Here is a 12496-nt window from a genome sequence, read left to right on the forward strand (position 1 = left end):
CCGCCTCGCAAAAACGCCAAGCCGTGGAAGACCGTCACCGCGGGTGCAATGGCCAGAAACGAGGCCCTGCGAGCTTCGAAATACCTCGGCCGCGCGATCTGGCGAAACTGGAGTGGATACCACCGCCGAAGCCGCGTCGAGACCAAAATGCACTGCGTGAAAATGCTGGGCCAGCGCCTCATGGCGCGGGACTTCGATCGTCAGGTTGCGGAAGTCCAAGTCCGCATCCTCGTCATGAACGGCTATACCGCGCTCGGCATACCCATAACTGAGCCCGTAGGATGAGTCTGTCTGGGGAAAGGGGGCGTCTGGCCTTCAACCAATTTGTGCAACAGAGTCAACTCGGTGAACCGCCTCGGGCCAGATGAGGCCGTTGAAAAAATTGCCCTATGGCTTCGTCAAAATTCGATTTCTCGCAATGTTGCGCCTTCCGATATGAGAACTGCGGATTTTCTTAGTCGCTGTGATCAGCTTGGGTGCCATGTTCGCCAGAATAAAGATGGCGGGCACCATATTTCATTCGACGGAAACAGCATACGCTTAGGGGGCGATACTCGCCAAATCACTGGTATGGTTGCAAAGAGATACTTGCGGATGTTGGGTTTATCTTTAGAGATGACCGGTCAAACCTTTGCAGAATTTCAAAACGTAGATCGCTTAGACGATGCTGAACGAACCCACCTATATAACTACGTTAGCGTACTACGCAGACTAGCAAAAATTTAGATTCATCTAGGAAGCCTAATAGGGCCAGCGCCGATCGCCCCGTCAATCGTGGACGATAACGGTGATGAACTTGACCGCCTCGGTCAGAACGTCCTCTGGCCCATGCACAACCTCGCCGGAGAAAGTAAACGCATCCCCGGGTTCGAGCAGATAAGAATTATCCCCGAATTTGTACTGCATCTTTCCTTCCAGCATGTAGATAAACTCGGTTCCCGGGTGCTGGAACCTCGGGAACTCGTCGCTTTCACGATCCAGATGGATCAGGAACGGCTCGAACAAGCGGCTTGCGCCGCGTTGGTAGGATAGAAGCCGGTAATTGTGCCCGTAGCGCGATCCGGTGCGAATGACCTCGGGCTGCTCGCCGGCCTTGAGTAGTTGGGCCATCCCCTGCGGCTTGTCGATCTCGCTCATCAAAAATGACAACCTGACGCCAAGCGCACCGGAAATTCGCTCCAGAACTTCCAGGCTGGCGGCATTCTGTCCGTTCTCGATCCGGCTTAGCATGGCCGAGGACAGGCCGCACCCGGCCGACATGTCGGACAGGGTAAGCCCTAACTGCTGCCTCTTGCGCCGCACGACCGCGCCGACACGCATGTCGATGGGAATTGACGTCGTATCCACGGGACCAAGCCCCTCTCCACTCACCTTTTCAAGCTGCTTGGATCTCTTGTTTGTACGCCCCTGATCGCCATTTTTCGCTTTCAATTTCAGCTCCTTGCTGCTACCCGGCTCGTCCAGCCTGACCCCGCCACGAGATGACGAGATGCAGGACGGCAAAGGCTTAGTCAAGGATCAGAACGCGGAGCCATTTCACACGCTTCTGGCACGCCTGTGGAAGCCGCGCTGCCCCTGGATCACAATGCACCACCCGCACCGAGTGTAGGTCCCGGTGCGGGCGCGCGTCCAGTCCAAAAGCATTGGTAGCCCCGCCCCCCTTCAGGGCGGTCCATCAGCTATCCGAAGCTCATAGGGCGGTCTTGCCCGGGATCCAACCGGTACCAGCCAGCGGCACCTGCGCCATTGCGGCGGCCTCGACGGTCAATGCGACCAGGTCTTCGGGTTCCAGGTTGTGAACATGGTTGTGGCCGCAGGCCCGCGCGATGGTCTGGGTTTCAAGCGTCAGAACCGACAGGTAGTTGGCCAGGCGGCGACCGCCCTCAACCGGGTCCAGCCGCTTCATCAGATCAGGCGTCTGGGTCGAGATCCCCGCGGGATCACGGCCGTCCTGCCAGTCGTCATATGCGCCTGCAGTGGTGCCGAGCTTCTGGTACTCCTCTTCCCACTTGGGGTCGTTGTCGCCCAGTGCCACCATCGCCGCAGTACCGATAGCCACCGCATCCGCACCAAGCGCCAGGGCCTTGGCCACATCCGCACCATTGCGGATCCCGCCCGAGACGACCAATTGCACCTTGCGATGCATCCCCAGATCCTGCAGCGCCTGAACGGCGGGCCGAATAGCCGCCAAGGTGGGAATGCCGATATGCTCGATGAACACATCCTGTGTCGCGGCGGTACCGCCCTGCATACCATCGAGCACCACGACATCAGCGCCCGATTTCACCGCGAGGGCCACGTCATAGTAAGGGCGCGATGCACCGACCTTCAGATAGATCGGTTTTTCCCAATCGGTGATCTCGCGCAGCTCCTGGATTTTGAGTTCCAGATCGTCGGCGCCGGTCCAATCTGGGTGGCGGCAGGCCGAACGCTGATCAATGCCCTTGGGCAGGGTGCGCATCTGCGCAACACGGTCGGTAATCTTCTGCCCGAGGAGCATGCCGCCCCCGCCGGGCTTGGCGCCTTGCCCCACGACGATCTCGATCGCATCAGCCGTCTTCAGATGGTGCAGATTCATGCCATAGCGTGACGGCAGGTACTGGTAGATCAGCGTTTTCGACTGACCACGCTCTTCGGGGGTCATCCCCCCGTCACCCGTGGTGGTCGAGGTGCCCATTGCACCCGCTCCTCTTCCAAGCGCCTCCTTCGCAGCCGCCGACAGCGCGCCAAAGCTCATACCGGCAATGGTAATGGGGATCTTCAACTCGATGGGCTTCTTGGCAAAGCGCGTGCCTAGCACAACGCTGGTGTCACACTTCTCGCGATAGCCTTCGAGCGGGTAGCGCGACATGGACGCCCCAAGGAACAGCAGATCATCAAACCCCGGCACCTTTCGTTTAGCGCCGCCGCCGCGAATATCATAGATGCCCGATGCCGCCGCCCGGTGGATTTCCGCAAGGGCATAGGAATCGAAGGTTGCCGACATTCGTGGAGGCGTTTGAGGAAGAATGGTTTCCGACATTTCAGTAGGCTCCTATGTTGTCGACTTTGAAGTTGTAGAGTTGCCGAGCCGAACCGTAGCGAGTGAAATCGTTGACATCGATCCTGCCCGCCTCGCCCGCCGCTTCCAGAAGGTCTGCCAGTTCCTTGCGGTGTTCGTCACGCATCTCCTTGGCGATGCAGTCCGCTCCGAGGCTGGTCACCGAGCCGCGCACATAGATATGCGCCTCGTAAAGTGAGTCACCCAGGGAGTCACCGGTGTCGCCGAAGACCACGAGTCGCCCGCTCTGAGCCATGAAGGCCGAGAGGTGGCCGATATTGCCCTTCACCACGATATCGGCGCCCTTGAGCGAGATGCCGCAGCGGGCCGAGGCGTTACCCTCGATGACAAGCAGGCCACCGCGGCCCGTGGCTCCAGCAGACTGACTGGCGTCACCACGCACATGAATTCGGCCGGTTTCGATGTTTGAACCGACGCCCTGCCCGGCGTTCCCGTTGATGGTCAGTCGGGCCTGGCGCAGCATGCCACCGCAGAAATAACCCACGTGGCCATCGACCTGGACATCCAGATCCGCATCCACCCCGGCCACGACCGAGTGATCCCCGGTCAGGTGGGTGACGCGCACCGGATCGCACGGAATATCGTCAGGCAGTTGGTGAAGAAAGGCGTTCAAGTCGCGGACGGACGTTTGGGAAAGATCGAAGACCGTTTCGTTTTTTGCCGCCTTATGCGTTTGTATCGTCATCATCTCAATGTTCCCAGAAGTAACTGTGGGCGGGGTTCGGTTCCCAGACACGTGCATTCTCGATGCCCGGCAAGCAGGTCAGCGACTTGTACTCGGATGCAAAGGCGACATAGTCATCGGTTTCGGCCATGACCGCAGGCTTGCAGGCAATGGGATCGCGTAGCACGCCAAAGCCGTTCTCGGTCCCGACTACAAAAGTGAAGAACCCGTCCAGCACATCAAGCGAGGAGTCGAGCGCATCACCAAGCGACTTGCCCTCGTGCATCTGCTGGCTGAGGTACCCGGCAGCCACTTCGCTATCGTTCTCGGTTCGCACCTTGATACCGGCCTTGCGAAGTGCGCGTCGCATCGAAGCGTGGTTCGAGATTGAACCGTTATGCACCAGGCACTGATCGTTTGCTGTCGAAAACGGATGCGCGCCTTCGGGCGTTACCGCGGATTCGGTCGCCATGCGGGTATGGGCAATGCCATGTGTGCCGCGCATCTGCGCGATACTGAACCGCTGTGCCACATCGTCCGGATACCCTACGTCCTTGTACATCTCCAGACGCTTGCCTTGCCCGATCAGCGCCAACTTGGCAGGGCGGGCATCGATCCATTCAATTGCCTGTGCCGCGTGGGCATCTGGCACGCGAAAGACGGCATTGTTTCCGGTCGCGGATTTCTGGATGGCCGGATCGATCTCCTGGCACATTTGCTCGTGCAGACCATCGAGATCGGCATCGCCCTGCGCGATGACCGACAGCTTGGTGAAGCCTGGATCGTCCTCCGTATAGATCGCAAACCCGGCCGAGTCCGGCCCCCTGCCGCAGAGCGTCGAAGTCATCTGCGTCAGCATCGCCCCCATCTGGGCGTCCATTGCTTTGTTCTTGATGAACAAACCAGCAATTCCACACATGTTGTTTTCCCTTTCCTATTAGTAAAACCGCAAGTACCGGTTCAGCTCCCATTGCGAGATCGACCGGTGGTAATCCGTCCACTCCTCCTGCTTGATTGCGAGGAATTCCGAAATGAGCTGCTGTCCCAGCGTCTCGGCGAACAGGTTGTCGCCGCGCAAAGCCTCGAGCGCATCGCTCAGGGTCTGCGGCAAGATATCGACATCCAGATCCGCGATCTGGGTCAGCGACAGGTCATAGAAATTGATGTTGTGGGGCTCGCCCGGATCAAGCTCGCGATCGATCCCGTCAAGGCCCGCCGCCAGCATCGCGGCCGTGGCGAGGTAGGGGTTCATTGCGGAATCCCCAACACGCAATTCCAGGCGGCCGTATGGCACACGCACCATGGCTGTGCGGTTGTTGTCGCCATAGGCGACATAAACCGGCGCCCAGGTGGTGCCCGACACGTTGTTCCCGACTACCAACCGCTTGTAGGAGTTCACGGTAGGAGCCAGTAGCGCAGTCAGTGCTGGCGCATGCGCCAGCAAACCGCCGAGGAAATTGTAGGCCATCTTGCTCAGACCCATTCCACGGTCATCGCTATCGTCGGCGAAAACGTTGGTACCCTTCTCATCCTCCAACGTCAGATGGATATGCATACCGCTGCCCGTGGCGTCGGACCTGGGTTTCGGCATGAAGGTGCAGATCGTACCGATATCATGCGATATCTCGGCGGCAGCCATCTTGAAATAGGTGATCTGGTCGGCTGTGCGAAGCGCCTCGGCATACTTGAAATTGATCTCGTACTGGCCGTTCGCATCCTCGTGATCGATCTGGTAGACATCGATGCCCACAGCTTCCAACGTCTCGACGAGCGGATGCAGGAAGGCGCGCCCACGCGACAGCCCGCGGTAATCGTAGGCGGCCTTGGCTAACCGATCCGTGTCATCGAAGGGAACCAGCTCGCCGCCCTGCTCCTTGAGCAAGATGAACTCCGGCTCCATCCCGGTATTCAGCTTCAGCCCCCGCTCGGCCAACCGGTCAAGCTGTTTGCGCAGCACGTTGCGAGTATCAACCGCATGCTCGTTGTCATCGACAAGCCCGACACCAAACATCGAAGCATATTCTGGACGCCACGGCATCAGGCGTAATGTGTCGAGCTCACAGCGCACCATGAATTCCGATTCGTGCGGTTTCATGCCCAGCCCCCAGGCACCCGCACCGGCGAACCCTGCGCCGTCGGTCAGCAGCGCCTCGAAATGGTTCAGGGGCACTGCCTTGCTCTTGGCTACACCGTGAATATCCACGAATTGCGCCAGAACAAAGCGTACGCCGTTGCTTTCGAGGAAATCCCGAGCCGCCCCTTCGGTAAGGCCCGGTGGTGTCGCGAGAGCACCAAAAGGCAGCGACCCGGACTGTGTCTTCTCTTCGTTCATTGTTTTCCAACCTCCCGTGGTCAGTCCTGTTCAGTTTTTGTCTATGGCTTCAGCTTTAGGGGCAAATTGCAGTTTGCGCAATCTTTTTGTATCATATGCATGCACTTTCATTTATCCTCGAGTTAAGGAAACGCGAAAGATCGCGCCCAGACCTTTGAGAAAGCAACGAGATGACAAAGCCTTCCGCCCATCGCCAACCGACACTTGCCGAGCTTGCAGGCAAGACCCCCTCTCCCGCGAGCGCGGCACCCGCCGCGCTGTGTTCCGATCCCTATTGGAGACAGGGTCAGAGCCTGACCGCAGCCACGCACGCGCAGTTGCCACGCAAGGTGGACGTGGTGGTGATCGGATCTGGTTTCACTGGACTTTCGGCCGCATTGACCTTGACCCGCGCGGGCCGTTCCGTGGCGATTCTGGAGAAGGATCAACTGGGCGCAGGCGCCAGCACCAGAAACGGCAGCCAACTAGGCAGCGGAAATCAGAAGTTCCGGGTAAAGACGCTGATCGAGATGTTCGGCGAGCTCAAGGCGAAGGCCCTGCTATCGGAGGGCGTCGCCATGCTGGACTACATAGAGGAGCTGATTCGCACCGAGAATCTCGATTGCCATTTCTACCGATGCGGACGCTTCCGTGGCGCAGTACGTCCTGCTCACTACGACGCAATGGCGCGTGACATGGAAGACCTGCACAAGTTTGCGGGCGTCGAATCGTTCATGGTGCCCAAGCAAGAGCAGCACAAGGAAATCCGCACCGATTACTTTTACGGCGGCTCTGTCCTGCCAGACGATGCAAGCCTGCACCCTGGCCTCTTCCATGGACGCCTGGTGACGCGTCTGCGCGAGGCAGGCGCCTTGCTGCTGGACAATACGCCGGCACTGGGTATCGAGAGTGACTCAAAAGGTTTCATCGTTACCACACACGCCGGACCCATTTGGGCGGCCAACGTCATCGCGGCCACCAATGGCTACACGCGTGGGTTCGACCGCTACCTCAGCCGACGGATCGTCCAGGTGCCATCGTCGGTGATCGTAACCGAGGCCCTGCCACAAAAACAGATCGACGCGATGATGCCGGCCAAGCGGATGTACGGCAATTCCGCGCGGGTCTTTTTCTACTTCCGTGCCGCTCCATCCGAGCCGCGCCTGATATGGGGCGGGCGCGCGGGCCGAATGGTCCGCGCCGACACGCCGGCGGCTTTCGGGCACCTGGCCTCGGACATGTTGCGGGTCTTCCCTGATCTGGGCGAAGTCAAGGCGACCCATGGCTGGACCGGGCAGATTGGCTATACCTTCGACGACCTGCCGCATCTGGGCAAGACGCCCAAGGGCATTCACTTCGCCATGGGCTATTGCGGGACCGGCGTCACGCGCTCCATCTACTTTGGGCACAAGGTCGCCCTGAAGGTCCTGGGCAGTCCCAAGGGACGCACGGAATTCGACGACATCACCTTCCCGACGCACCCGTTCCACTTCGTTGCCGATCGGGCCGTTCCCGTCTTCGAAAGCTGGTACCGCGTCAAGGATGCCTACAGCTGATCATTCTCAACCACCGGCAACAATCAGGAGGTACCATGCCAAAAGATAACACTCAGCAAACCATCATTCCCGCACAAGGCGGGACGACCCGCAAGAACGTGTCGTCCGGCGGCGCCTTCGAACAGGTGTTCGGATATTCCCGCGCCGTGTCTTGCGGCGCGCACGTTCACGTATCGGGCACTTGCGCCCCGGCCGATTGCGAAAAGCAAACTGCCTATCTCCAAGCCAGGGCAATCTTCAAAACGATGGAATCCGCACTGACCGAGGCCGGCAGTTCCTTTGAAGACGTGGTACGCACGACGGTTTTCCTGCGTGACATCAACGATGCCGAAGAAGTGGCCCGCGCCCATTGCGAGGTGTTCGGCGATATCCGGCCCGCCAGCACGCTGGTCCAGGTCGTCTCGATGATGCGGCCGTGGCAGAAAGTCGAGATCGAGGCCTATGCACAGCGGGCACCCGGAACAAGGAAAATATCATCGGGCGGGGCATTCGAAAATGTGTACGGCTATTCCCGGGCCGTCGCGACTACCGACCATGTGCATGTGTCGGGCACCTGCGCCCCGGCCGGCTACGAAAAGAGCAGCCCCTATATCCAGGCCAAGGCGGTATTCGATATTATCGAAAGGGCATTGGCCGAGGGGGGCGCACGCTTCTCGGACGTGGTGCGCACTGTGGTCTATCTGCGTGACATCAACGATGCCGAAGAAGTGGCCCGCGCCCATTGCGAGGTGTTCGGCGATATCCGGCCCGCCAGCACGCTGGTCCAGGTCGTCTCGATGATGCGGCCCTGGCAGAAAGTCGAAATCGAAGCCTATGCTCAGCTCGGCTAGGATACTTGCCCGGGCCTTGCCCTGCGTGTCGCGGCAAGGCCCGGATCTGCCAGAGCGCGAAACATGCGCCCCGCCCGCAGCAGTTCACGGTATTTCGCGCGGCCAAGCAGCATTTCTCGTGTGTTGGCCGCTCTCCTCATCCCGATCATCAACTCCCCGATAGACGCATGGCCGCTACCACTCCTGCCGTTCGACGACTCGAAACTCTGGGCATCCATTTCGAGATCCTGCGTCATCCCTTTGACGGGTCGCAAGACGAACTGGGGCTTCACGCAGCCACTGCGCTGGGCATCCAACCCGGAGCGCTGTTCAAGACATTGATGATCACGGCAGACCGGCACCCGGCATGCGCGGTCCTTCCAGTTGACCGACGCTTGTCGATGAAGGCCCTCGCGCGGCATCTGGGCGCAAGGCGTGCAGCATTATTCCCCCGCGAAGGGCTCCTGCGGCAAACTGGCTACAACATTGGCGGAATCAGCCCCATCGCCCAGAGAAGGCCCTGCCCGGTCCTGTTCGATGCATCGATCTTATCACTTACAAGAATCTGCATAAACGGCGGGAAGCGCGGGATAGTGCTTCGCTTGGCGCCGCAGGATGCGTTGGTGGCCACCTCCGGCAGTACAAGTCACATCTGCATCGGTTAAAACTGCTCAGAAGTCGCGTTTCCCCTGCCGTTCGGGCCACATGCACCGCGCAACTATCCGGGGTCAGCGCCTTCGCGCACCAGGTCATGGAGCATGGGATGGCGGGCGGCCGAGCGTGCGCAAATGCCTGCTAGGCCGCCCGCCAGGGCAATCTCAGAAGAAGCCCAGCTTGTTGGGGTTGTAGCTGACCAGCATGTTCTTGGTCTGCTGGTAGTGGTCCAGCATCATCTTGTGGGTCTCGCGCCCGATGCCGGATTGCTTGTAGCCGCCAAAGGCTGCGTGCGCCGGATAGGCGTGGTAGTTGTTCACCCAGACACGCCCCGCCTCGACATTGCGCCCAAACCGATAAGCGCGGGTACCGTCACGCGTCCAGACACCGGCGCCAAGGCCGTACATCGTGTCATTGGCGATGGCGAGAGCCTCTTCCTCGGTCTTGAATGTCGTCACCGAAACCACGGGACCAAAGATCTCCTCTTGGAAGACGCGCATCTGGTTGTGACCCTTCAGGATCGTGGGCTGGATGTAGAACCCGCCGCCAAGGTCCCCATCGAAATGCGCCGCTTCGCCGCCTGTCAGAACCTCGGCGCCCTCTTCAACGCCGATCGTCAAGTAAGACAGGATCTTGTCCTGCTGCTCTTGACTCGCCTGCGCGCCGACCATGGTCTCGGGATCACGCGGATCGCCCTGCTTGATGGCCTTCACACGCTCGATGCAGCGGGCGATGAACTCTTCATAGATGTCTTCCTGGATCAAGGCGCGGCTGGGGCAGGTGCAAACCTCGCCCTGGTTGAAGGCGAACAGGACGAACCCTTCGACCGCCTTGTCAAGAAATGCATCATCCTGCGCCATAACATCCGAAAAGAAGATATTGGGTGACTTGCCGCCAAGCTCCAGCGTCACCGGGATCAGGTTGACGGTCGCTGCCTCCATGATCTTGCGGCCGGTCTCGGTCGAGCCAGTAAAGGCGATCTTGGCAATCCGCGGGCTGCGCGCCAACGGACCGCCCACGTCGGGGCCGTAGCCGTTCACGATGTTCAGCACCCCTGCCGGCAACAGATCCGCGATCAGCTCCGCCATAACCATGATCGCGGCGGGCGTTTGCTCGGCCGGCTTAAGAACGATGCAGTTGCCGGCGGCCAGCGCAGGCGCCAGTTTCCACGCGGCCATCAGGATCGAAAAGTTCCACGGGATGATCTGGCCCACAACGCCAAGCGGCTCGTGGAAGTGATAGGCCACGGTATCGTGGTCGATCTCTGACATGTTGCCTTCCTGGGCGCGCAGAACACCCGCGAAATAGCGGAAATGGTCCACCGTCAGCGGGATGTCGGCGGCCGTGGTTTCGCGGATCGGCTTGCCGTTGTCCCATGTCTCGGCCATGGCGATCTGATCAAGGTTTTCTTCGATCCGGTCGGCTATCTTGAGCAGGACGTTGGAACGCTCGGCCGCCGAGGTCTTGCCCCAGGCGTCCTTGGCCGCGTGGGCGGCATCAAGCGCCAATTCCACATCCTCGGCGGTGGAACATGCCACTTCACAGACCACCTCCCCGAAAATCGGGGTGACATTGCCGAAATACTCCCCCTTCACGGGCGGCACGAATTTTCCACCGATGAAATTGTCATAGCGGGTGCGAAAAGGCGACTTCGACCTTTCCTTGGATAACGAGACTGCTTGGTTCATGATTTCCTCCGATATGGCGTTCTCGCCAGTTGACTTGGTTTGGTTTGGTCGGGCCCCGCCACATGTAGGGGCCCGATCCGGTAGCGTCTTGTCAGAAGGGGCTAGCGTGCCACCGAGACACCGCAATGCGCGCCGAGCACGACATCGTGGCTCACAGATCCGATCAGCAATCGCTCGACGAACATTTTCTCGCCCGTGCCCAGAACGATGTGGTCCACATGCTGTTCCTCGGCATAGTTGAGAATTGCACGTGCAATGTCCCGTCCTGCCACGGCCGTCATTCGCGGATCGGGGCATCCTGCTTCGATCGCGATATCACGCGATTTGGTCAGCAGTTCCTGGACCTTCTGATGGCCGAGCTCGTGAACCGGCGCGCTGCGACCGTCGAAATTCACATGATCCACCGCCAGAAGATTGAGCTTGGCGTCCATCCCGGCAGCGATTGCGACAGACAGGCGGATTGCCTCCTGATCATGCAGGTTTCCGTCGATTGCACAAAGTACAGTCTTGGTCATGACTTCCATCCTTTCCCTTGGTCCTTAGCTCGGCAACTGGAAGTAGTAGTGGCCGATCAGGATCAGCACTCCGCCCAGGGCCAGCGCGAGATATGGCAATATCCCGGCTCTCTTCTCACCCAGGTCCTGACCCTGAAGATCAAGATCCACCAGCATATGATCTGGAAAACGGCCGCCATCCTGAATGTAATGCCGATAGACGAAGACCGGCAGGATCAGCAGCGCAAAACCGAAACCGTACCAAAGCGCATTCGGGTTCCCCCACAGCTTCGCGCCAACCCCCATGAGGAACAGGTTGAAGAAGCCAAGGCAGGCGTTGAACCCCACCAGCCAGTTCGGCGCACGATAGGGCCGCTCGATGTTGGGGCTGTCGATCCGATGAATCCAGGTCGCCTGAAGGTTCAGGAAAATGAACAGCATGTAGCCGACATTGGAAATCGACAGGATCAGGTAATAGGCCGTCGCATCCGACGCCGCGAAGGTCAGCAGCCCGAGGTTGAAGACAAGATCCGTCCACATCGCCTTGGTCGGCGCACCATGTTCATTGGTATGCGACAGGTACTTCGGCAGCCAGCCATCGACCCCACCTTGATAAAGGGTGCGCGACGAACCCGCCATCGCCATCATGATGGCCAGCAGCAGCGCCAGGATCATCATCATTTCCAGCAGATGCGTAACGAAAGCAGAGCCGGAGCCGACCATGTCCCCCATCGCCGCCGCCACCCCGGTGCCGTCCACGATGCCGGGCGCGGTCATGCCCTCGATCCCGAGAAACCCCTGAAAGGTTGCCGCGACCAACGAATAAAGGACCACACACAGCAAGCCCGCCGCAATGATCGAGCGCTTGGTATCGGTCGCGGGGTTCTTGAACTCACGCGTATAACAGACCGCCGTCTCGAAGGCGTAGGTCGACCAGCCCGCGATAAAGAGCGCCCCAAGAAACAGCGTCCAGCCCCCGATATTCCAACTGCCGTTAGGCGGAACCAGCGGCGCATAACTCTCTGCCTGCACGCGACTCTGTTGCACAAATTGGTTGAAGGCCAGACGCCCCCTTTCCCCAGACAGACTCATCCTACGGGCTCAGTTATGGGTATGCCGAGCGCGGTATAGCCGTTCATGACGAGGATGCGGACTTGGACTTCCGCAACCTGACGATCGAAGTCCCGCGCCATGAGGCGCTGGCCCAGCATTTTCACGCAGTGCATTTTGGTCTCGACGCGGCTTCGGCGGTGGTATCC

General features: G+C 59.6%; 12 protein-coding genes and 1 pseudogene. 4 read left to right on the top strand and 9 right to left on the bottom strand.

Annotation, left to right across the window (positions count from 1 at the left end; genetic code table 11):
• The coding region (locus G568_RS0116850; protein WP_026758304.1) for a transposase at positions 1-285 on the top strand (285 nt) is incomplete at its 5' end.
• 483 nt (positions 286-768) lie between these two features.
• On the opposite strand, the gene G568_RS0116855 is transcribed toward G568_RS0116850, so the two are convergent.
• The 5 genes from G568_RS0116855 to glnT all read right to left on the bottom strand — a co-directional run bounded on the left by G568_RS0116855 (position 769) and on the right by glnT (position 6057).
• Positions 769-1431, bottom strand: a complete 663-nt coding sequence (locus tag G568_RS0116855) for a helix-turn-helix domain-containing protein (RefSeq protein WP_211222276.1) — start codon at positions 1429-1431, stop codon at positions 769-771.
• 259 nt (positions 1432-1690) lie between these two features.
• Positions 1691-2986 (bottom strand): FMN-binding glutamate synthase family protein, encoded by a 1296-nt coding sequence (locus G568_RS0116860; RefSeq protein ID WP_425423415.1) that lies wholly within the window; start codon positions 2984-2986, stop codon positions 1691-1693.
• 37 nt (positions 2987-3023) lie between these two features.
• Positions 3024-3749, bottom strand: coding sequence for a GltB/FmdC/FwdC-like GXGXG domain-containing protein (locus G568_RS0116865; RefSeq protein ID WP_245582973.1), 726 nt, complete (start codon positions 3747-3749; stop codon positions 3024-3026).
• A gap of 1 nt (position 3750) precedes the next feature.
• Positions 3751-4644: a class II glutamine amidotransferase gene (locus G568_RS0116870; RefSeq protein ID WP_026759089.1), complete on the bottom strand. Its 894-nt coding sequence runs from the start codon at positions 4642-4644 to the stop codon at positions 3751-3753.
• A gap of 18 nt (positions 4645-4662) precedes the next feature.
• Positions 4663-6057: a type III glutamate--ammonia ligase gene (gene glnT, locus G568_RS0116875; protein WP_084627452.1), complete on the bottom strand. Its 1395-nt coding sequence runs from the start codon at positions 6055-6057 to the stop codon at positions 4663-4665.
• 329 nt (positions 6058-6386) lie between these two features.
• Here glnT and G568_RS0116880 point away from each other — a divergent pair, with 329 nt between their 5' ends.
• The 3 genes from G568_RS0116880 (at position 6387) to G568_RS20885 (ending at position 9066) form a co-directional block, all read left to right on the top strand.
• Positions 6387-7592: an NAD(P)/FAD-dependent oxidoreductase gene (locus G568_RS0116880; protein WP_211222277.1), complete on the top strand. Its 1206-nt coding sequence runs from the start codon at positions 6387-6389 to the stop codon at positions 7590-7592.
• Between the two features lie 35 nt (positions 7593-7627).
• Complete coding sequence (locus G568_RS20615; protein ID WP_211222278.1) at positions 7628-8422, top strand: Rid family hydrolase; 795 nt, start codon at positions 7628-7630, stop codon at positions 8420-8422.
• Positions 8423-8589: 167 nt separating this feature from the next.
• Positions 8590-9066 (top strand): YbaK/EbsC family protein, encoded by a 477-nt coding sequence (locus tag G568_RS20885; protein ID WP_084627453.1) that lies wholly within the window; start codon positions 8590-8592, stop codon positions 9064-9066.
• Positions 9067-9219: 153 nt separating this feature from the next.
• Here the strand turns inward: G568_RS20885 and exaC are convergent, their stop codons facing one another.
• The 4 genes and pseudogenes from exaC to G568_RS0116915 form a co-directional block, all read right to left on the bottom strand.
• Entirely contained in the window at positions 9220-10743 is a 1524-nt protein-coding gene (exaC, locus tag G568_RS0116900; protein ID WP_026759093.1) for an acetaldehyde dehydrogenase ExaC, read from the bottom strand.
• 101 nt (positions 10744-10844) lie between these two features.
• Positions 10845-11258, bottom strand: a complete 414-nt coding sequence (locus G568_RS0116905) for a universal stress protein (RefSeq protein WP_026759094.1) — start codon at positions 11256-11258, stop codon at positions 10845-10847.
• A 24-nt stretch (positions 11259-11282) separates the two neighbouring features.
• On the bottom strand, positions 11283-12269 hold the full coding sequence (locus G568_RS19310) for an APC family permease (RefSeq protein ID WP_245582974.1): 987 nt from the start codon (positions 12267-12269) through the stop codon (positions 11283-11285).
• A 56-nt stretch (positions 12270-12325) separates the two neighbouring features.
• A pseudogene (locus G568_RS0116915) lies at positions 12326-12496 on the bottom strand (IS5/IS1182 family transposase); the annotation flags it as partial.

Origin of the sequence: Sediminimonas qiaohouensis DSM 21189 (assembly GCF_000423645.1) — a bacterium.
In the GTDB taxonomy this organism is placed as follows: domain Bacteria; phylum Pseudomonadota; class Alphaproteobacteria; order Rhodobacterales; family Rhodobacteraceae; genus Sediminimonas; species Sediminimonas qiaohouensis.